The 19,756-nt window shown below is 75.2% G+C and carries 16 protein-coding genes; 7 read left to right on the top strand and 9 right to left on the bottom strand.

Annotated features, from left to right (window positions below):
* The first annotated feature begins 131 nt into the window (after positions 1-131).
* Complete coding sequence (locus tag FMM08_RS02065) at positions 132-1,841, top strand: CBM35 domain-containing protein (protein ID WP_147924639.1); 1,710 nt, start codon at positions 132-134, stop codon at positions 1,839-1,841.
* Positions 1,842-1,898: 57 nt separating this feature from the next.
* On the opposite strand, the gene FMM08_RS02060 is transcribed toward FMM08_RS02065, so the two are convergent.
* Positions 1,899-2,936 (bottom strand): cell wall-binding repeat-containing protein, encoded by a 1,038-nt coding sequence (locus FMM08_RS02060; protein WP_222710293.1) that lies wholly within the window; start codon positions 2,934-2,936, stop codon positions 1,899-1,901.
* Positions 2,937-3,180: 244 nt separating this feature from the next.
* Between FMM08_RS02060 and FMM08_RS02055 the strand changes: the two genes are divergently transcribed.
* From FMM08_RS02055 to FMM08_RS02045, 3 genes are all read left to right on the top strand, one after another.
* Positions 3,181-4,161, top strand: coding sequence for a glycosyltransferase (locus FMM08_RS02055; protein WP_222710292.1), 981 nt, complete (start codon positions 3,181-3,183; stop codon positions 4,159-4,161).
* Positions 4,161-5,699, top strand: coding sequence for a hypothetical protein (locus FMM08_RS02050; RefSeq protein WP_147924636.1), 1,539 nt, complete (start codon positions 4,161-4,163; stop codon positions 5,697-5,699). The genes FMM08_RS02055 and FMM08_RS02050 overlap by 1 nt, the downstream gene beginning before the upstream one ends.
* Before the next feature lie 111 nt (positions 5,700-5,810).
* Positions 5,811-7,118, top strand: coding sequence for a multidrug effflux MFS transporter (locus FMM08_RS02045; RefSeq protein ID WP_147924635.1), 1,308 nt, complete (start codon positions 5,811-5,813; stop codon positions 7,116-7,118).
* 87 nt (positions 7,119-7,205) lie between these two features.
* On the opposite strand, the gene FMM08_RS02040 is transcribed toward FMM08_RS02045, so the two are convergent.
* Positions 7,206-7,685: a pyridoxamine 5'-phosphate oxidase family protein gene (locus tag FMM08_RS02040; protein ID WP_147924634.1), complete on the bottom strand. Its 480-nt coding sequence runs from the start codon at positions 7,683-7,685 to the stop codon at positions 7,206-7,208.
* Between the two features lie 139 nt (positions 7,686-7,824).
* On the opposite strand from FMM08_RS02040, the gene FMM08_RS02035 reads away from it, so the two are divergent.
* Positions 7,825-8,061: a hypothetical protein gene (locus FMM08_RS02035; RefSeq protein ID WP_147924633.1), complete on the top strand. Its 237-nt coding sequence runs from the start codon at positions 7,825-7,827 to the stop codon at positions 8,059-8,061.
* A gap of 13 nt (positions 8,062-8,074) precedes the next feature.
* On the opposite strand, the gene FMM08_RS02030 is transcribed toward FMM08_RS02035, so the two are convergent.
* From FMM08_RS02030 to FMM08_RS02020, 3 genes are all read right to left on the bottom strand, one after another.
* Positions 8,075-9,604, bottom strand: a complete 1,530-nt coding sequence (locus FMM08_RS02030) for a threonine/serine exporter family protein (protein ID WP_147924632.1) — start codon at positions 9,602-9,604, stop codon at positions 8,075-8,077.
* Positions 9,605-9,691: 87 nt separating this feature from the next.
* The gene (locus FMM08_RS02025; protein ID WP_439653542.1) at positions 9,692-11,302 is read right to left on the bottom strand and encodes a BCCT family transporter; all 1,611 of its coding nucleotides are present in this window, start codon (positions 11,300-11,302) and stop codon (positions 9,692-9,694) included.
* Positions 11,303-11,546: 244 nt separating this feature from the next.
* Positions 11,547-13,277 carry a MarR family transcriptional regulator gene (locus FMM08_RS02020; protein ID WP_187279471.1) on the bottom strand — a complete coding sequence of 577 codons (1,731 nt, stop codon included), beginning with the start codon at positions 13,275-13,277 and terminating at the stop codon, positions 11,547-11,549.
* A gap of 162 nt (positions 13,278-13,439) precedes the next feature.
* Here FMM08_RS02020 and FMM08_RS02015 point away from each other — a divergent pair, with 162 nt between their 5' ends.
* Both FMM08_RS02015 and FMM08_RS02010 read left to right on the top strand, forming a co-directional pair.
* A complete protein-coding gene (locus tag FMM08_RS02015; RefSeq protein ID WP_147924630.1) occupies positions 13,440-14,411 on the top strand; it encodes a bacteriorhodopsin in 972 nt (323 codons plus the stop codon).
* The gene (locus FMM08_RS02010) at positions 14,408-15,475 is read left to right on the top strand and encodes a beta-carotene 15,15'-dioxygenase, Brp/Blh family (protein ID WP_147924629.1); all 1,068 of its coding nucleotides are present in this window, start codon (positions 14,408-14,410) and stop codon (positions 15,473-15,475) included. The genes FMM08_RS02015 and FMM08_RS02010 overlap by 4 nt, the downstream gene beginning before the upstream one ends.
* A 16-nt stretch (positions 15,476-15,491) precedes the next feature.
* Here FMM08_RS02010 and FMM08_RS02005 read toward each other — a convergent pair whose 3' ends face one another.
* From FMM08_RS02005 to FMM08_RS01990, 4 genes are read right to left on the bottom strand one after another with little or no spacing between them, the layout of a single operon-like run.
* Complete coding sequence (locus FMM08_RS02005; protein WP_187279470.1) at positions 15,492-16,622, bottom strand: serine hydrolase domain-containing protein; 1,131 nt, start codon at positions 16,620-16,622, stop codon at positions 15,492-15,494.
* On the bottom strand, positions 16,619-17,521 hold the full coding sequence (locus FMM08_RS02000; protein WP_147924876.1) for a carbohydrate ABC transporter permease: 903 nt from the start codon (positions 17,519-17,521) through the stop codon (positions 16,619-16,621). The genes FMM08_RS02005 and FMM08_RS02000 overlap by 4 nt, the downstream gene beginning before the upstream one ends.
* Positions 17,518-18,501 carry a carbohydrate ABC transporter permease gene (locus tag FMM08_RS01995; RefSeq protein ID WP_222710289.1) on the bottom strand — a complete coding sequence of 328 codons (984 nt, stop codon included), beginning with the start codon at positions 18,499-18,501 and terminating at the stop codon, positions 17,518-17,520. Before FMM08_RS01995 ends, FMM08_RS02000 begins: the two co-directional genes overlap by 4 nt.
* Positions 18,498-19,730, bottom strand: coding sequence for a sugar ABC transporter substrate-binding protein (locus FMM08_RS01990; protein ID WP_187279469.1), 1,233 nt, complete (start codon positions 19,728-19,730; stop codon positions 18,498-18,500). Before FMM08_RS01990 ends, FMM08_RS01995 begins: the two co-directional genes overlap by 4 nt.
* Positions 19,731-19,756 lie beyond the last annotated feature (26 nt).

Raw genomic sequence — 19,756 nt, 5'->3', positions numbered from 1 at the left:
CCGGGCGGGACGCCGTCCCCCAGGCTCGCTCCCCGCCCGGCGGCCCTCACACCCCTCGCGTCCTCCCCCAGCGGGCGCGAGGCCAGGCGGCGCTCTCGCGCCGCCAGCACCGACTGGCGAAGGAGCCACCGATGAGGAAGCACACCACCACCTCTCTGGCCACCACCGGACTGCTCGCCGCAGCCCTCCTCGTCCCCGCGCCCGCAGCGCTGGCCGACGGGAACACCCTGACCGTCGACGTCGGCAGCTCGGTCCGCACCGTCACCCGCGTCGGCAACGGCGGTCTGTACGCCCTGGCCACCCCCACCGACCCCGACCCGTCGCTGCTGCCGGCGCTGCACCTGAACCAGCTGACGCAGCCACCACCGGGCGTGCAGCAGCTGGGCAACGGCGCCACCACGCCCACGGGTGACGCCCTGAAGATCGGCCAGACCGCCGTGAGCGCCGGCGCGCAGCAGCAGATCCGCGTCCCGGACATCTACCCGGACTTCCCCTACAAGTGGGTGAGCTGGGACGACCTCACCGCCAAGGTGAACACGATGGTCCAGCAGCGGCTCGACCGCCAGGACCTCACCAACGTCAACGGGTGGGAGCTCTGGAACGAGCCCGACTGGACCTGGGACACCGCCAAGGCCGGTCCCTTCAACGACGGCTTCGCGCGGATCGCGAAGATCGTGAGGGCCAAGGACGCCGTCACCCCGATCGTCGGACCGAGCTTCAGCAAGTACGACCACGACCTCATGCTCAGCTTCATGACCGCGCAGAAGGCCAGCGGCACCGTCCCCGACGTCGCCTCGTGGCACGAGCTCGACGACGGCGGCTGGAACTCCGTGGCGGCCCACGTGGCCGACTACCGCGCCATCGAGAAGCAGCTGGGCATCTCCCCCCGGCCCATCTCCATCAACGAGTACGGCTCTCCCAACCAGGTCGACGACCCGTCCGTGGCCGTCCACCTGGTGGCCGCGTTCGAGCGCAGCGGCGTCCGTGACGCCGAGCGCGCCTACTGGTACGAGTCCGGGACCATCGGCGGCCTGATCTGGAACGACAAGCCCACCGGCAGCTACTGGGTCTACAAGTGGCTCGCCGACCAGAGCGGCAACGTCGTCAAGACCACTCCCTCAGGAGACTTCGACGGCGTCGCTTCTTACGACGCCGTCCGCAAGACCGTGAACGTGGTGGCCGGTGGCGTGTACGGCACCAACAACGTCAAGATCAACGGCCTGGCGCCGCTGGGCTCCCAGGTGCAGGTGACCGTGAACTACACGCCCAAGTCCGGGCGCAAGAGCAACGTCGACGCACCCACGCAGGTCTCGTCGTCCACGTACACGGTGACCAACGGGTCCATCACGGTGCCGATCAAGGACCAGGACTACCTCGGCGCCTACCAGGTGCTCGTGACCCCGGTCGGCGGTGCGGTGAGCACGCAGACGTACGAGGCGGAGAACGCCACCGTGGTCAACGCCGAGCGCCTCACCTCGGCCAGCGCCTCCAACGGCGGCTACGTCGGCCGCATCGACGGCACCGGGGACGCCCGCAAGGACAGCTTCGTCGACTTCGTCGTCAACGTGCCCACCGCCGGGAAGTACACGATGGGCGTCCGCTACGCCAACGGCGGCACCTCCACCGCGACGCAGGGCCTGGCCTACAACGGCAGCGCCTTCTCGACGATCTCCTACCCGCCCACCGGCTCGTGGGGCACCTTCACCACGAACGCCACGGCGAGCGCCGGTCTGGACCTCAAGGCCGGCTACAACGTCATCCGCCTGGCCAAGGGCTCGCCGAACTTCGCGGGCGGCAGCGGCTACGCCGAGCTCGACAGCATCACGCTCACCAAGAGCTGACCCCCTGACGGCGACGGCCGAGGCCACCCCCGGGGTGACCTCGGCCGTCGGCGCGTCTCAGCAGGGGGTGAGAGCGGCTGCCGCGGGGCCGACCACGGTGGGGCCACCCAGGACGACGACGCGCTGCGCGTGCAGCCGGCGGATCTCCGCCAGCGTGGCGGCCGGCACGCAGTCCTTGGTGGTGAGGAGCAGCGGCACGCCGCTGGGCCCGGCCACGGCGGCGCCCGCCAGCCCGTCGGGGAAGCTCGTGCCGCTGGCGAGCATCACCGCGGAGAGGGTCTCGGTGCCGTCGGCGGCCTTCGTCGACGGGCTGCCGTCCACGTGCACCTGGGCGCTGGCCCTCGCCGCGGTCTCGTACCGGTCAGCGCCGTAGGTGCGCGTCACGGAGGTGCCGGGGAGCAGCGCCTTGATCTGGCCCACCACCGCATCGGAGACGGTGCCGGGCCCGCCGAGCACGACCACGCTGCTGGGGGCGAGGGTCTTGATGTCGGCCGCCAGCGACGACGGCAGGCGCGCGGGGTCGGTGAGCACGAGCGCCCCGCCGACCGAGCCGGCAGCGGCGCCCCCGCCCAGGGCGTCGGCGAAGCCCGTGCCGGAGGCCACGTACAGGGGCTTGCCGGGGTCGGCCAGCACGCTGGCGGCGTAGCCGGCGGTGTCGTACCTGTCGTTGCCGTCGAAGCGCTTGACCTCGGCGAGGTCGCTGAGCTGGGCGCTGATCCTGTCGCTGACGGACCTGTCGCCTCCGAGCACGTACACCTGCTCCACCTTGAGGCGGTGCAGCTCGGTGCGCACGGACGCGGGCAGCTGCCCGTCGGCGGGCACCAGCAGCAGCGGCGCGCCGTACTGCGCGGCGAGCGCGCTGGCGGCCAGCGCGTCGGGCCAGCTGGCGGCGGAGGCCACGAAGGCGGCGTAGGCGCCGTCGGCGTCGCTGAAGACGGCCTGGCTGACGGCGATGGCGGTGCCGATGCGGTCGTCACCGGCGAGGCGCTGGACCTCCGGCGCACCCGCCGTCGCCGTCGCCGTCGTGGTGGTGGTGTCCGCGCTGGCGGCGCCGGCGGTCCCCAGCACGGTCGAGGCGAGGAGGGCAGCGCCCATCGCCGCGACCCTCACACCGGTGGTTCGCACAGCCCGTCCTCCTGACGTGGTGCTGGGGTGGCGCCTGGTCGACGCGGTCCCAGCCCGGGCGGGACCACCCAGGTGGACCTCCCCTCGACCGTGGCACACCGACGGCCCCGCGCTGCGGCGCCACGCCGCAGCGGTCGGCGACATCGCTGCGAGGTCCTGCGGGCACTTGCGGCGAACCCCCTTGGGCGGCGCGTCCGCGGCGCTAGGTTGCGGTGTGACGTGGCCCCCCAGCGCCGGACGGGTCGCCGTCGTCGTCCCCTGCTTCAACGAGGCGGCGGCCGTGGGCGCGGTCGTCGACGACCTGCGCGCAGCCCTCCCGGACGCCACCGTCTACGTCTACGACAACGCCAGCACCGACGGCACCGCCGCCGTCGCCGCCGCACGCGGCGCGGTGGTGCGCCGCGAGCCGGCGCCGGGGAAGGGCAACGTGGTGCGGCGGGCGTTCGCCGACGTCGAGGCGGACGTGTACGTGCTCGTCGACGGGGACGACACCTACGACGCCCGCGCCGTGGCCGACCTCGTCGAGGTGCTGCTGTCGGGTCCGTTCGACCACGTGGTGGGTGCGCGCCGCGCCCGCTCCGGCACCGCCTACCGCCCGGGGCACGCCGCCGGCAACCGCGGGCTCAACCGGCTCGTGGGGCTGCTGTTCGGCACGGACACCACCGACATGCTCAGCGGCTACCGCGTCATGTCGCGGCGCTTCGTCAAGACGTTCCCGGCGCGCAGCCGCGGCTTCGAGGTGGAGACCGAGATCACCGTGCACGCCTCGACGATGCGCGTGCCGCAGGTGGAGGTGCCGGTGGGCTTCCGGGACCGCCCGGCGGGCAGCGAGAGCAAGCTGCGCACGGTCCGGGACGGGCTGCGCATCCTCGGCTGGGTGGTGCGCCTGGCGCACGCCGAGCGTCCGCTCGTGCTGCACGCGCCGCTCGCGGCCGCCGTGGTGGTGGCCGCGCTGGTGGTCGGGTCCCCGCTGGCGGCGGCCCTGCTCGGTGGCGTCGCGGTGGCCTCGGGTCTCGTGCTCGACGGGGTGCGCCGCGGCCGGCAGGAGGCCCTGCGGCTGGCCTACCTGCAGCTGCCCGCGCCCGGCGGCGCCCCGGCGCTGGCCCTGCGCAGGCACCGCGGCGCCACCGTCCCCGCGGCGAGCACGACGGGCCCGACCTCCGCGCCGCGCCCGCGCGTCCCCGCTCGCCGCTGATGGCCGCGCCCGACCGGGCGCCTGCCACGGGCGCGGCCGGCGCGGTGGGCGCGCGGCGAGCGGCGCGCGCCGGCAGGCACCCCGACGGGCACGCCCACCGCCGCGGCACCGGCGGCCTGCCACCGGGCGCGGTGCGGTCGGTGGGGCGCTTCGCCGTCGAGGGCCTGGTGGCGCTCCTGCTGCTGCAGGTGGTGCTGCTCGCCGGCCTCATCGGCGCGCAGGCGGTGCCGAACGCGCCGATCATCCGCCACCTGGCCGAAGCCGTGGCCGACGGCGACTACGGCCCCTCCTACCTGCCCGACGGCATGGGGGGTCGCGCCGACAGGTTCACCGAGTGCGTGGAGCTCGGCTACGGCGTCAGCTCCCCCGACGACCCCCGCAGCCTGTGGTTCCGCGCCACCGGAGGGCCGCGCCTGGAGTCGTGCGGGGAGGGCGCCGCCCAGGTCAGGGCGATGGCGGCGGGCGTGCAGGTGCTGCCACCGGCCACCTACTACCGCTACTGGAACGGGTACGCCCTCGTCACCCGTCCGGTGCTCGCCACCCTCGGCGTCCCCGGCGCCCGGATGGTCTCCGGCGCGCTGCTGGCCGCTGCTGGCCTGGCGGCGTGGGCGGCCCTGCGCCGCCGCGCCGGCGCCGCCGCGGCGTGCGCGCTGGTGCTGCCGGTGGCGGTGTCCACCAACGCCCTCGCCATGCCGGCGCTGGCCTTCACCCACGCGCTCGCGCTGGCGTCCATCGCCGCCGGAGTGGCCCTCACCGCGGTGGCCACCGGCTCCGAGCGCCTGCGCGGCTGGCGCGGTGCGGCGGTGGGCGCCGGCGGGGCGGGCGCTCTGCTCGCCTACACCGACCTGCTCACCACACCGGCGATGTCGTGGTGCCTGTGCGCCGCGGCGGCCGGCGCGGTCGCCCGGGGCACCGCGCGCAACCGCACCGGCGGGGAGGACCGGGACGACGACGCCCCCCTCCCGCTGCGCGGCTCCTCCCCGGCGGCACGGACGTCCACGCCGACGGCAGTGGGGGCGCCAGCCCTGAGGCCGGTGCTGGTGTCCGTGCTCGCCGCGGGCGCGGCCTGGCCCGTCGCCTACGGCGTGACGTGGGTGTCGCGGTGGCTCGTCGCCGCCGCCGTCCAGGGCCCGGGCGTCTTCACCGCCGTCCGCGACAAGTCCGCCGAGCGCCTCGACGGTGCCAGCAGCGCCGTCGACCCGTCGTTCGGCGCCCCGACCGCCGCCAACGTCGAGCGCTGGCTCGGCACCGCGCCGACCGCCTGGACGGTCCTCGCGGTGGCCGCCGTCGTCGTCCTGGTCTGCCTGGTGGTGGCGGTGCTGCGCGGCGGAGCCGGGCGGCTGCTGGTCGCGGCGGTCCTCGCCGCGCCGGCGCTCGTGGTGCCCGCCTGGTACGAGGTGCTGAGCAACCACTCCCAGGTGCACGCGTTCTTCACCTACCGCAGCCTCCCCGCGGCCGTCGGCGTGGTCGTCGCCGCGTGCCTCCTGGCCGCCGCTCCCGGAGGAGGCGGAGCAGGTGCCCGTGTGAACAGTGCGTGACACCGGGCGGGTCCGGGAACAAGCCCGACGCCGGCTGGGCTCTGGCTGGGTGGCAGCAGCGGGTCCCGGCTCGCGCGCCACCGCACTGCCCCGGTCACCGGAAGGACCACGATGACGCTGCGCGAGGACCGCTCCGCGCCCACGACCGCCCCCGCCGCGCCCGGTGGAGCGACGACGACGAGCGCGCCCCCCACCCAGCGCAGCCTGCTCGGCACGGTGCTCGTCCTCGGCGCGTTCGTGGCCATCGGCCCGCTGACCATCGACATGTACCTGCCCGCGCTGCCGACCATCACCGCGGAGCTGCAGACCACCGAGGCGGCGGTGCAGCTGACGCTGACCGGCACGCTCGTGGGCCTGGCCCTCGGCCAGCTGGTCCTCGGGCCGCTCTCAGACGCCCTGGGCCGCAAGGGCCCGCTGCTCGCCGGCACGGCGCTGCACGTGGTCAGCTCGGTGCTCATCCTCTTCGCCCCCGACATCGCCACCCTCGGGGTGCTGCGGGTGCTGCAGGGCGTCGGCACGTCCGCGGGCGCGGTCATCGCCCTGGCCGTGGTCCGCGACAGCCTGTCCGGGCGCGCCGCCGCCACGATGCTGTCCCGCCTGTTCCTCGTCATCGGGGCGGCGCCGGTGCTCGCGCCGACCATCGGCGGCCTGGTGCTGGGCGTCACGTCCTGGCGCGGGGTGTTCGCCGTGCTGGCCGTGTACGGCGTCGCGCTGCTGGTGCTGGGCTCGCTGGCGCTGCGCGAGACGCTTCCCCGCGAGCGCCGCCAGCCGCTGCGGGTCCGGTCGACGGTGAGGACGTTCGGGGCGCTCCTGCACGACCGGGCCTACCTGGGCCTGGTCGGGGTGGCGGGCCTGACGATGGCGAGCCTGTTCAGCTACGTGTCGGGCGCGTCGTTCGTCTACCAGGAGCAGTTCGGGCTGGACCAGCAGCAGTTCGCCTTCCTGTTCGGCGCGGGGGCGGTCTGGCTGATCGGCGCCACGCAGCTCAACCCGGTGTTCCTGCGCCGCTTCGAGCCGGCGCAGGTGCTGCTGGGCGGCAACCTGGCCGCGCTCGGCGCCGCCGTCGTGCTGGTCCTGCTGGCCACCTCGGGGCTCGGGGGCATCTGGGGCGTGGCGCTGCCGCTGTGGGCGGTGCTGTTCGCCGGGGGCCTGGCGCTGCCCAACGCGCCGGCGCTGGCGCTGTCGCGCCACGGCGAGGCCGCCGGCTCGGCCGCGGCGCTGCTGGGGGCGGTGCAGTTCGGGGTCGGGGCGCTCGTCTCCCCGCTGGTGGGGGTGCTCGGCAACGACGCGACCGCCATGGCGGTGGTCATCCTCGGCTCCGCGCTCGCCGCGACGGCGGTGCTGCTGGTCGTGGTGCGCCCGTGGCGGCTCGACCCGGTGGACGCGGAGGCCGTCGAGATGGGCCACGCCGCCCACTGACCCCCGCCCGCTTCGCCGTGGCGGAGAACAGGGTCAGGAACTGCCCTCCTGTGACCCTGTTCTCCACCACGGCGGCCGCGGAACCGGCTACAGGTAGCCTGCGGTCCCGCCGTCGTCGAGCTGCGTCGGCACCACCTGCCGGCCGGTGACGCCGTGCACGACGAGCCGCAGCCAGTGGTCGCGCTCCCCCGGCGCCCACGGCTGCACCCCGCTCTCGAGGGTGCGGCGGACCACGTCGGCGGTGTGGTCCTCTCCGACCTCCTCGGCGAGCGCCCGCACCAGCACGCTCCACCCGCCGTGGCCGCGCTCGTCGAGCTCGTCCACCTGGAACGTGACGTTGGCGTGCTGGGCGGCGGCGTGGACCTCTCCCCCACCGGTCCGCACCACGAGGTTGCCGTGGTCGACGGCGTAGTTCAGCGGCACCACCACCGGGTACCCGCTCACCACCACGCCGATCCTTCCCACCGAACGGGCGCCGAGCAGCGCCCAGCACTCCGCGGCGGCGAGCACCCGCGGTCCCTCGGCCTGCGCGCCGCTCCCGGCGCCCGTCGTCGCGTCCCCCGCCATGCAGACATCGTGCTCGCCCTCGGTCGGCGGGGCATCCGCACGGCGCTGGCCCCCGCAAGCCCGCTGCAAGCGGCGCGGACCACCGTGGCCGGAGGCGGGGCAGGTGCTCCGCCGGATCCGACGGCCCCGGAGGTCACTTATGACGACGACGAAGCCCGCTGTCCAGCCCGCGCAGGCGCAGCCCGGACGCGGCGGCGGCCGGAGCCGTCGTCGTCGTCCTCAGCGGGCGGCCAGCACGTGGGAGTCGCGCAGCGACGCGCGCTCGCTCGACCCGGACGCCACGACCGGCCCGGTGTCGGGGGTGCTGGGGCTTCTGGTCGGTGTGCTTGAGGTGCTCGGGGCCCTGTTCAGCTGGACGGGCGGCTCGGACGGTTGACCGGCTGACGGGCTCAGCCGGCGCCGGGGGCGGCGGCGTCCGCGGGGCGGCGCCGGCGCGCGGCGCGGGCGCGGTCGGCCAGGGTGGTGCCCAGCGTGGTGCCAGCGGCCAGCCCGATGCCGATCATGGCGGCCCGCAGCAGCAGCCCGCCACCCGTGCCGGGAGGAGCGCCGCTGATCATCGCGAACAGCCCCTGGTAGATGGTCAGGCCCGGCAGCAGCGGCACGATCGCGCAGGTCGCGGTGACCGCGGCGGGGACGCGGGTGCGCAGCGCCAGCGACTCCGCCCCGTACCCGACCACGAGCGCGGCCAGCGCCGCGCCCACCGCCGCCGCAGCCCCCGCCCCGACGAGCAGCGCCGAGACCACGTAGCCGAGCGCGCCCCACGCCGCCGCCTGGGCGGCGGCGCGCGGTCCGGCGAACGACGACGCCGCCCACGCACCCGACGCCGCGGCCGCGGCCACCACCTGCACCGCGAGCGGCCACGGGGCGGCGGAGGTGTCGGAGATGACCAGCTGCACGCCCAGGCGGTTGGCCACGTCGAGCACCCCGCCGATGCCGACCACCAGGCCGAGCGTCAGCAGCAGCACCTCGAGCAGGCGGCCGCTGGCGGTGACGAGGAAGCCGTTGATGGCGTCGTCGGCGGCGCCCACCAGCGACAGCCCCGCCAGCAGCGCGATGATCCCGGAGGCCACCACCAGCGACGGTGGCAGCGCCTGCAGCTCCACCGGCAGGCCGGGCAGCGCCAGCAGCGCCACCGCCACGGTGGTGGCCATCGCGGCGCCCGCCGCCTGCAGGAAGAACGACGGCAGCCCCCAGCTGCCCAGGCGGCGCAGCACGAGGTCGACGGCGGCGGTGGTGGCGGCCGAGAGCAGCACCACGGGCACGCCACCGCCGAGCAGCACCGCCACGCTCGCGGCCATCAGCGCCAGCGACGCGGTGACCAGCGCGGGACGGTAGCGGTGCGGGGCGCCGAGCACCTCGTCGAGGCGGGCGTGCACGCGCTCCAGGCGCTGGTGCACCGCCTCGCGGGCGTCGGGGTCGTCCGCAGCGTCTCCCACCGGCGTACCGGGGTCTGCCTGCACGTCGTGCGCGAGGGCCGCCAGCCGGGACAGGCGGTGGTAGTCGGCGGCGCGGCTCTGCACCACCCGCAGCACGCTGACGGTGCCGGCGTCGGCGCCGTCGTGGGCCACGAGGATGGCGGTGAAGGTGATGTCCACCTGGCACTCGAGCCCGAACGCGGCGCAGGTGCGGCGGATCACCTCCACGGAGGCGGAGGCCGTGGCGCCGAGGGAGAGCATCGCCTCCCCGAAACGCACGGACACCTCGAGGACCTCGCGCACCTGCTGCTCGACGAGCCGGGCCCGCTGGGCCCGCCGTCCGACCGGGCTGACGGGGGCGCTGCCGCTCATCTGCTCGCCGAGGCGCGCCAGCAGCTGCCGGCGGCGACCGCGGGGGTCCGCAGGAGGCGGGTCGGCGGCGTGGGAGCCGCGCGCGACCGGCGCCGCGCGGCCACCTCGGCGCTCGACCGGGCGGGAGGTCACCCGGCGACGCTAGGGGCCGGGGAGCGCCCCGCGCACCCCGGCCCGCCGTGGCACGGGGAGGGTCCGCCGGAAGCGCGGGGCCCCGGCTCAGTCTCGCTGGTCCGGAGCGTCCGACGCGGCGCGGGTGCCGCGCGGCGGGCGCGGCGCACGGCGGCGCGTCCACCGGGGAGTGCCCCAGCCGCCCTCGTTGGGCCCCTCGACCTCCAGGCCGTAGTGGTCGCCGATCTGCGCCAGCAGCTGGCCGCGCTGCGCCCTGTCGTACAGGCGCCGCTCGCGGCGGAAGGCGATGACGGTGGCCCAGCACATGAGCAGCATCACCACGCTGAACGGCAGCGCCACCATGATCGCCGCGCTCTGCAGCGCGGTCAGCCCGTCCGAGCCGCCCGCGACCAGCAGCGCGCTCGCGAGGACGGCGGTGGCCAGGGTGAAGAACACGCGCACCCAGCGCGCCGGCTCGGCCGACCCGCCGGTGGCGATCATGCCCATGACCAGCGCGCCGGAGTCGGCGGAGGTGACGAAGAAGACGACGATGAGCAGGATCGCGCCCACCACGAGCACCGGGGCGCCCGGCAGGGCCTCGAAGAGCTGGAAGAGCGCACCCTGCAGGTCCACGGTCCCCTCGGGCGTGAGCATCGACCCGGGCTCTCGCAGCTCGCGGACCACCGCGGTGCCGCCGATGACGGAGAACCAGGCGACCGTCAGCAGCGTGGGGACCAGCAGCACGCCCAGGACGAACTCGCGGACGGTACGGCCTCGGCTGACGCGGGCGATGAAGACGCCCACGAAGGGCGCCCACGACATCCACCAGCCCCAGTAGAAGGAGGTCCAGCCGCCCTGGAAGGCCTCCCCCTCGGGGCCCTGGAGCGCGCTGACGCTGAAGGCCAGCCCGACGAAGCCCTGGAGGTAGGCGCCCAGGGACTGCACCATCTCGCGGAGCACGGTCACGGTGGGACCTGCGAAGAGGACGAACACCAGCAGCGCGGCGGCGAGCAGCAGGTTGGCGGTGGAGAGCCACTTCATGCCCTTGGTGACCCCGGACAGCACCGAGGCGAGCACGAAGACGGTGATCACGGCGATGATGCCGACGTTGGCCCAGGCCCCGAGCTCCGGCAGCCCCACGACCTCCAGACCGCTGCCGATCTGCAGCACGCCCAGGCCGAGGGAGGTGGCCACGCCGAACACGGTGCCGATCAGCGCGAGGGCGTCGATGGCGTTGCCCCAGCCCCCGTGGATCCGACGGCCGAGGAGCGGCTCCAGCGCGTAGCGCAGCGAGATCGGCCGGCCGCGTCGGTGGATGGCGTACGCCAGCGCCAGGCCGACCACCACGTAGATGGCCCAGGCGTGCAGGCCCCAGTGCAGGTAGGTCTGGGAGAGGGCGGCCAGGGCCTGCTGCGGACCGGTGGTGGCCGTGCTGCCCGGCGGCGGGTCGACGTAGTGGCTGAGGGGCTCGCTGGCGCCGTAGAAGACCAGCCCGATGCCCATGCCGGCGGCGAAGAGCAGGGCGAACCACGCGAGGGCCGAGAACTCGGGCTCCTCCTCGTCGCGCCCCAGCTTGATGTCGCCGAAGCGGCTGAAGCCCATGGCCAGCGCGAACGCCACGAAGAAGGCGGCGATGAGCACGTAGTACCAGCTGAAGGTGGCGACGACGGCGGAGGAGGCGGCGCCGAAGAAGGTGTTCGCGCTGTCGGGGAGGACCATCGCGAAGACGCTCAGCCCCACGACGACGGCGGCCGCCGGCCAGAAGACCCACCGGACGACGCGCTTCCCGGAGAGGTCGCGTCCTACCGCCGGGGGCGGTGCGGGAGGCGTGCTCGGTGGGCTGTCCTGCGCGGTGCCGGGAGCTTCGATCACCCGGCGACGCTAGCCGCCAGGGCCCTGCGCCGCCGGTCGGTCGCCACCCGCCTGGGAGGTCACCCGTCTGTGACCAGGCACGATGCGGCGGTCATCGTTGCAGGACCGCAACCTCCCCGCCGTCACCGAGCAGGTCGAGGCAGACCGCGGTGGCGTCCTCCTGGGGCTCGGGGTCGTGGGACGCGGGCGCCAGGGCCAGCCGCCGGACCACCTCGTGGGGGGCGGCTGCGGCGGTCTCCAGCAGCAGGCCCTCCACCGCAGACGCGTCCTCGGCGGTCCCGCCCCCGGCAGCGGTCCGGCGGCCTGCGCCGTCCCCGACCAGCACCAGGCGGTCACCCTCCCGGAGGTCGAGGGGATGCTCGACGTACTGGGCGCCGCCCGTGCCACCCGCCGCCTCGTGCACCGCGAGCGGCAGCTCCTCGACCACACCGTCCCGGAGCCGGTGCGCGGTGAAGAGCTCGGTGGCCAGCACCACCGCGGAGCCCCCGTCCCTCGCGACGCGCACGAGCACCAGGTCGACGGCCGCCGCGCCGCCGAAGGCGTCGAAGACCGCCTCGTCGGCCAGGGACGCCGCGCGGGAGAGGTCCCGTCCGAGCCCGCGCGCGTGGCGCAGCGCCGCGAGCGCCACCGCCGCGGCCAGCGGCGCGGTGCGCCGGCCCGAGCGGCAGTCCAGCAGCACGGCGTCGACGGCGCCGGCGTCGGCCCCGGTGGCGACGACGTCGAGGTCGTGCGCGTCGGTGCAGACCGACCACGCCGGCTGCAGCTGCGCTGCCGCCACCACGGCCGGCGTCGCCAGGCGGCTGGGCCCGAGCTGGCGGTCCTGCACCTCGGCCGAGACGGTCCACTCGTGGTCGCGACGGCTCTGCTCCAGGCGGCGGTCGCCCGCGCTGGCCGCCGGGAGCAGCAGGGCCACCGCGTCCGCGCACACCCGCACCGCGTCGAGCAGGGCGGCGTCCTCACCGTCCTCGCCGTCTCCGCCGTCGGCCCTCTGGGCGCCGTCCGCCCCGCCCGGGCGGCCGGGCAGCACCGCGGTGAGGACGCCGACCACCTCCCGCCGCCCGAGGACCGGCGCGTGCGCGAGGCGACGCCGCCCGTCGTGCTCCAGCAGCGGGGTGCTGCCGCGCAGCGCCTCCGCCGCGCGGGAGCCGCTGTCGACAGGCACGGGTGCCGTGGGCAGCCCGTCGAGGGGGCCGGTCCCGGCGGGCGGGGCCGGCAGCAGCTCGGAGCCGGAGCGGCTGAGCAGCAGCAGCTGCGCTGCCCTCGCCCCCAGGGCGGCCGCGGCGGCCGCACACAGCGCCGCGAGCGCCCGGTGGGGCTCGGCGGCGTGCACCGCCTCGAGCATCGCCGAGCGCAGCGCAGCGGGCGCGACGGGTCCACCCGCACCGCCCGGCAGCACGGCCGGCACGGCCGGCACGGCCGGGTCGCTCCTCAGCAGGCCGACCAGCGCCGCCCGGTGCTCGGGCGGCCACGCCTGCAGGGCGCCGGCGACGGCGTCGGAGCGCCGCTGCACCCACTCCTGCGCCGTCGACCTGCCGCGGCGCGTGAGCCGCAGCAGCACCTCCCGGCGGTCATCCGGGGCCTCGACGCGCTCCAGCAGGCCCAGGGCGGAGAGGCGGTCGGCCGTGCGCGAGGCGGTCGAGACCGACGAGCGCGTGGCCGCGGCGACGGTGGAGACGCTGCTCGGCCCCTGCTCGTGCAGCACGGCCACCACGCGCAGCTGGGGCGGGGTCAGACCTGCGTCGAGCTCGGCTGCGGCGGCGGTGACGAGGTCGACGACCCGGCCCGCGGCAGCCCCGAGGATCCGCTCGTCGTCGTCGTCCACCACCGCACTGTGCCATCCCGGCCTGCGCGGATGACGCCCTGCTGACGGCCGGCTGGCAGCCCTCGACCTCGAGTTGCGGAGACCTTTGCACATCGCAAAAGTTGCCCTGCTGCACCGAACGGCTCCAGAGACGCGGGCCGCCCGACCACCGAGGGGCAGACCGTGCTCACCTCCGCCGAGTTCACCGCCACCACCACCTACACCGCCGCCCAGTACCACCTGGTGCTGTACGGCTTCGTCGTCGCGCTCTTCGCGCTCTTCGCCACCGGGCTCTACGGGGCCAGCACGCGCAACGAGGTGGCGCGCCAGTACCGCGGTGCCGCCGTCGCGAGCACGGCCATCTGCTGGGTGGCCTCGCTGGCCTACCTCGCGCTGCTGCTGGAGTGGGTGCTGGGCTTCACCGCCTCGGCTGACGGCTCCACCTACACGCCCGACCCCGGCACCGTGGTCACCGAACTGCGGTACATGGACTGGTCGGTCACCGTGCCGATGCTCGTGTGCGAGCTCCTGGCGGTCGCCGTCCTCACGCGGGCGCAGGCCCTGCGCTGGCGGACCGTCGGCATCGCCTCGGCGTTCCTCATGATCGCCACCGGCTACCTCGGTGTGGTCTACGGCGCCGGCGGCGGGAGCACCACCGCGGCGCTGTGGGTCTGGGGCGCCATCAGCACCGTCTTCTTCGTGGTGCTCTACGTCGTCGCCTGGCAGGCGTACCGCGCCACGGCCCCGGCCGTCGGCGACGAGGCCCGCACCAGCTACCGCAACGCGCTCGTGCTCCTCTTCAGCGTCTTCGGCGCCTACCCGCTGGCCTACCTGGTCCCGGTGTGGGCCAGCTCGAACCCGGGCGCCTGGGGCACCACCGAGCAGCTGGTCTTCACCTTCGCCGACATCGCCGCCAAGGCCGGCTTCGGCGTGCTGATCCACAAGGTCGCCAAGCTGCGCACCGCCGAGGACGCCCGCCGAGCTGGCGGCGGCGCCGACGAGGCCGTCGCCTCGACCGCCCCGGACTCCGTGGCCGGGGTCGTGTGGATCTCCGGTGAGCTCGTCTCCACGCCGCGACTGGTCTCCGCCGAGGCGCCCGTCGGCGCCGGCGCCGGCGCTCCGTCCGCGAACGGCCACCGCCAGACCCGCCGATGACCACCAGGACGGCGACCGCCAGCGCCGCGCCGCTCACGCACGCGCCCGCGGTCTCCCAGGTGCTGCCGCGCGCGGCGAGGTGGCGGGTCGCCGTCCTGCACGTCCCGTGGGCGGCCGCGGCGGGCTGCACGCTCGTCGCAGCCGCTGCGACGCCGCCCGGCCGGCTGCTCCCCCAGCTGGCGGGTCCGGGCCTGTCGGCCGGCCCGGCGCTCGCCCCGCTGCTGGTGGTGAGCCTGCTGGTGGGACTGCCCCACGGCGCCGTCGACCTGGTGCGCCCCGAGACCGGGGCCACCGGGTCCCGCGGTCGTCGCGCCGCGGCCGCCGCGGTCTACCTGCTCACCGCCGCGGCGGCGTTCACCGCCTGGCTGGTGGCGCCGCTGCCCGTCCTGCTGGGGCTGCTGGCGCTGGCGGTCGTGCACTTCGGCACCGCCGACGCGGTCACCGCCAGGTGGACGGGCTCCGCCACCCCCGGCCCCGGCCGCGTGCTGCGGGCGGTCCGGGTGGTGGCGCTGGGCGGTCCACCCGTCGTCCTCACCCTCGGGCTGCACGGCGGTGCGGTGTCCGCCGTCCTCGACGGGCTGTCGGGGGGCCGCGGCGCGGCCGTGGCCTCCGTGGCGCGCGCGGCGGTGCCCGTGGTGCTCGCGGCCGCGGCCGCGGTGGTGGTGGCCGCTGCGCTGCAGCGCCGACCTGCCGCGGCGCTGGAGCCGCTGCTGCTCGTGGCGCTGTGCGCCGTGGTCACGCCCCTGCTGGCCTTCGCCGTCTACTTCGGCCTGTGGCACTCCTGGCGCCAGGTGGCGCGGATGGTGGCCTCCGACGCCGCGCACGACCACCTCGGCACCCGCGCGGCGCTGCGCGGCTTCGTGCGGCAGGCGGCGCTGCCCACCGCGGTGTCGGTGGTCGGCCTGGTGGCGCTCGTGACCCTCGGCGGAGCGCAAGTGCTGGTCACGGGCCTGGCCGCGGTGCTGTGCCTGACGGTGCCGCACGCCGTGGCCGTGGCCCGCGCCGACGCCCGCGTGGTGGTGGCACCACCTCCCCCTCACGGGGTGGTGAGGACGTCCGCCTGAGCGAGCGCGTCCCACTTCAGCTGCGACGCCACCGGAGGCGCCGCAGGACCGCGGCGAAGGCCAGGGCTCGTCGGTCCGCGCCAGCAGGCTGCGGCACCCGCCCCGTGGTGAACCCGAACGCCACACCGGTGCCCGGGTCGGCGAACCCGAGAGCACCGCCCGCTCCGTCGTGCCCGAAGGCCTCGGCGGTCCCGAAGTCGTGGCGCGGCGAAGGCTTCTGGAAGAGGACGGCGAAGCGGGTCTCCACCCCCAGCACCAGGTCCGTGCCGGCCGTGCGCAGGCGCGCGACCTCGGCGGTGGTGTCAGCGCTCAACAGCGCCGCCCGGCCGTCCACGCCGGTCGCCCGGGCGTAGACCTGGCTCAGTCCCAGAGCGGAACCGGCCCCGGAGACGGAGGCGACACCGGCGTCCAGCAGCGCCCGCGAGGCCACCCACGCGTTCCCCGGGCCGATGGCGTCGAGCTGACCGGTCGCGAGGTCCGTCAGGCTCCCCGGAGACGGGCCCGGTCCTCCCCCGCCTCCGGGCACCTCGACGGGGTGCAGCCGGGGGAGCTGCTCCGCCGGCAGTCGCAGCCAGAAGTCGATGTCGGTGGGGGCCCGCACGCGCTGCTCGTGGTGCTCCACGACGGACAGCCCGCTCAGCCGGTGGACCAGCTCGTCGACCAGGGGGCCGACGGTCAGGGCGTGGTACCCGTGTCCGGCGCCCGCCGCCCAGGCGGGGCTCTGAGCGGCGAGGTCCGCAGCGACCGCTCCGCTGCGTCCCCAGTCGTCCAGGGACGGGCGGCCGCGGGCCGCGAGCAGTCCGACCTGGTGGGAGGCCAGCTGGGCGACCGTCACCCGCTCCTTGCCGCCGGCGGCGAACTCGGGCCACCAGCGGGAGACGGCGTCGTCGGCGCTCGCGCCGCTGTCCTGCAGGGCGAGGGCCAGCGAGACGCCGGCGACGCCCTTGGTGGCGGAGGCCTGCAGGTGCAGGGCGCGGTGGTCCGGGTCGTCGTACCCCGCGCCGGCCGCGAGGTCCGCCAGCAGGCCGCCGTCGGCGTGGACGGCCAGCTGGAAGGGCCAGCCCGGGTCCTGCGCGACGAAGGAGGTGGCGAGGTCGGCCAGCTCGCCGTAGCCGTCCGCCAGGGCGTGGACCCGCAGGGCGCTCACTTCACGGCACCCCCGGTGACGCCTGCGGCGATGTAGCGCTGCGCCACCACGAGGAGCGCGGCGGCCGGGATGCTGGCGATGGTCGCCGTGGCCATGAGGGCCGCCCAGCTCTGCGTGTGGGCGCCGATGAAGGTGTACATGCTCAGGGTGATGGGCACGACCTGCTGACCCGTCGTGAGCGTCAGGGCGAAGAGGAAGTCGCTCCACGCGAAGAGGAACGCGAACACGGCCGCGGTCACGAGGGAGTTGCGGCTCAGCGGCAGCACGATCGACCGGAAGACGCGCCACTCGCTGGCACCGTCGATCTTGGCGGCCTCGATGAGGGACGCCGGGATGTTGGTCATGAACGAGCGCATGAGCAGGATGCAGAACGGCACCCCCAGGGACGCGTCGGCCAGCACCAGCCCGACGTAGGAGTCGATGAGACCGAGGTCGTTGTAGAGGGAGTACAGGCCGTTGGCGATGACGATGCCGGGGATCATCTGCGTGATCACGAGCAGCGTCAGCAGGACCGCGCCCCCCGGCAGCGGGAGGGCGGCCCGTGAGAGGCCGTAGGCGGCGGGCGCCGCCACGGCCAGGCAGACCACCACCGCCCCCACGGCGACCACCAGGCTGGTGCCGAGGTTGCCCAGCTGGGAGCTGATCGCCTCGCGGTAGCCGCCCAGGTCCACCTGGAGCGGGAACCACTGGGTGCTCAGCAGGTTCTCGCTGCCCTGCAGGGACGTGTTGACCATCCAGTACACCGGGAAGAGCAGCACCCCGACGACGACGACGCCGAACGCGGTGCGCAGCGCCGACAGCGCTCTTCGCCGGGTGGCCCGCGGACGGGGCGTCGCTGGGGCGCGACCAGCAGCCGGGGCGGAGGTGGGCGCGGGTGCGGTGGGTGTGGTCACGGTCAGCCTGCCAGGTCGTTCGCTCTGCGGTTCGCCCGCAGCTGGAGGGCGGCCACCAGCAGCGTGACGACGATGAGGATGTTGCTCAGGGCGGCTCCGGTGCCGAACTGGAAGTCGCGGAACGAGAGCTGGTACGCCTGCGTGGCGTAGGTGTCCGACGCTCCAGCGGGGCCGCCGCCGGTCAGCGCGAGGACGATGTCGAGCACGCGGACCGTGTAGATGAAGCCGAGCATCAGCACGATGACCACCACGGGCCGCAGCAGGGGCCAGGTGATGCTGCGGAAGGCGCGGAGGCCGGTGGCGCCGTCCAGGGAGGCCGCCTCGTACAGGTCCCGCGGGATCTCCTGCAGCCCTCCGTAGAGGATCACCATGACGAACGGGATGCCCACCCAGACGTTGACGATGATCACGGAGTACAGCGCCACGGCGGGGTCGGTCAGCCAGGGCACCGCCCCCAGCCCCACCAGCCCGAGCAGCTCGTTGAGCACCCCCGAGGTGCCCTCCATCATCCGCCGCCACACGGCGGAGGAGATGATCAGCGGCAGCAGCCACGGCAGCAGCACGAGGGAGCGCAGCACCGAGTTCAACCGGAAGTGCGCGTTGAAGAACACCGCGAGGGCGAGGCCGATCACGAAGGTCGCCGCCAGCGACACCACCGTGAAGACGGCGGTGTTGAGGGTGGTCCGGCCGAAGGTCCGCGAGCTGATGACGTCGACGTAGTTGGCGAGACCGACGAAGGGCGCCTCACCGGTGTAGAAGGTCGCGGTCGTGTACTCGCGGAAGCTGGTGGTGATGTTGTTGACCACCGGCACCGCGAAGAAGGCCAGCACGTACAGCGCCGCGGGCAGCACGAACCACCACATCGCCCACCGGCGCCTCGCCCCGGTGCCGACGCGGCGCTCCTGCCGGCCGGCGGCCTGGGCACCCCCACCTGGTGCGCCGGCTCGGTGGGCGCTGCTCGGGACGGTCGTCGCCGATGTGGTCACTGGCCCTCCACGTCGGCCTGTGCGGCCGCGAGCGCGTCGGGGACGCTCGACTGACCGCTGATGACCGCCTGCAGCGCGGTGGACAGGGCGGCGTCGACGGCCGGCCACTTGAGCCCCGAGTCGGAGGTGAGCGACTTGGCGGTGGTGACCGTGTCGACGATCGGCGCCATCTGCGGCTGCTGCGCCGCCAGCTCCTTCGCGGAGTCCGAGTCGCTGGGCACGGTGTTGTTCTGCAGCGCGGTCGCCAGCTGGGTCTGGGGGGCGTTGAGGCAGGTGACGACGCTCGCCGCGGCCTTCTCGCGCTCAGGGGTGCTGCGTCCGACGGACCAGAGCTCACCGCCGAGCGGGGCGACCGGGGTGTCGCCCGCTGCGGGCACGGGGATGGTCGTGCTGGCCCACCGCAGGCCCTGCGTCGCGTTCAGGCTGGGGATCTGCCACGGACCGTTGATCATCATCGCGGCCTTGCCGGCGGCGAACTGGTCCTTGGCGTCGGCCTGGGTCCAGTTGACGGCGGAGGTGGAGACGTAGCCCTTGGCCGCCAGGCCGGTGTAGAAGGTGACGGCCTCCTGCGCCTGCGGGCTGGTGAGCTCCAGCTGCGAGCCGCCGTTGCCCCACAGGAACGGGATGAAGGTCCACGTGCCCTCGGTGCCGGAGGCCGCGGCGTAGGCGAACCCGTGGTGCTCCGGCGTCGTCAGCTTCGCGGCGGCTGCCTCGAGCTCGGGCCAGGTGGTCGGCACGGCGACGCCGGCGTCGGCGAGCATCTGCTCGTTGTAGAAGAGCACCAGCGTGTTGACGTTGGGCGCGAGCCCGTACAGCTCGCCGTCGTAGGTGCCCGTCTCCAGCACCGACGGCAGGTACCGGCTCGTGTCCACGTCGAGGTCCGTGAGCGGCGCCAGCGCCCCGGTGGAGGCGAACTGCGGCAGGTCCGGGTTGTTGACCATGACGACGTCGGGCACGGTCTTCGCCGAGATCTGCTGCAGGACCCTGGCGTTGTACTGGCTGGAGGGGACGCTGGAGTGGGAGATGGTGGCCCCCGCCTGCTCCGCGCAGTCGCTGAGGCGCTTCTCGGTGTCGCTGTGCGAGGGCTCGTCGGTGTAGTAGTCCAGGGCCGTCAGCTCGAGCGGGCCGCCGTCGTCGCTGCCGCCGGAGGACCCGGAGCAGGCTCCGAGCACGAGCGGCAGGGCGAGCACGGCGGCCAGGACGGCGCGGCGGGGGCTGGTGCGAGTCATCATCGACCTCTCGGGTGGTGGTGCTG

The organism is Quadrisphaera setariae (genome assembly GCF_008041935.1).
Classification (GTDB): Bacteria; Actinomycetota; Actinomycetes; order Actinomycetales; family Quadrisphaeraceae; genus Quadrisphaera; species Quadrisphaera setariae.
Note: the sequence above shows the minus strand (reverse complement) of the source record. Positions and strands in the feature narration are given on the sequence as shown.

What these genes read in the sequence shown, in the direction of transcription:
- FMM08_RS02065 (WP_147924639.1), top strand. Translation starts at nt 132, where the DNA reads ATGAGGAAGCACACCACCACCTCTCTGGCCACCACCGGACTGCTCGCC.
- FMM08_RS02060 (WP_222710293.1), bottom strand. Translation starts at nt 2,936, where the DNA reads ATGGGCGCTGCCCTCCTCGCCTCGACCGTGCTGGGGACCGCCGGCGCC.
- FMM08_RS02050 (WP_147924636.1), top strand. Translation starts at nt 4,161, where the DNA reads ATGGCCGCGCCCGACCGGGCGCCTGCCACGGGCGCGGCCGGCGCGGTG.
- FMM08_RS02045 (WP_147924635.1), top strand. Translation starts at nt 5,811, where the DNA reads ATGACGCTGCGCGAGGACCGCTCCGCGCCCACGACCGCCCCCGCCGCG.
- FMM08_RS02040 (WP_147924634.1), bottom strand. Translation starts at nt 7,685, where the DNA reads ATGGCGGGGGACGCGACGACGGGCGCCGGGAGCGGCGCGCAGGCCGAG.
- FMM08_RS02035 (WP_147924633.1), top strand. Translation starts at nt 7,825, where the DNA reads ATGACGACGACGAAGCCCGCTGTCCAGCCCGCGCAGGCGCAGCCCGGA.
- FMM08_RS02025 (WP_439653542.1), bottom strand. Translation starts at nt 11,302, where the DNA reads ATGGTCCTCCCCGACAGCGCGAACACCTTCTTCGGCGCCGCCTCCTCC.
- FMM08_RS02010 (WP_147924629.1), top strand. Translation starts at nt 14,408, where the DNA reads ATGACCACCAGGACGGCGACCGCCAGCGCCGCGCCGCTCACGCACGCG.
- FMM08_RS01990 (WP_187279469.1), bottom strand. Translation starts at nt 19,730, where the DNA reads ATGACTCGCACCAGCCCCCGCCGCGCCGTCCTGGCCGCCGTGCTCGCC.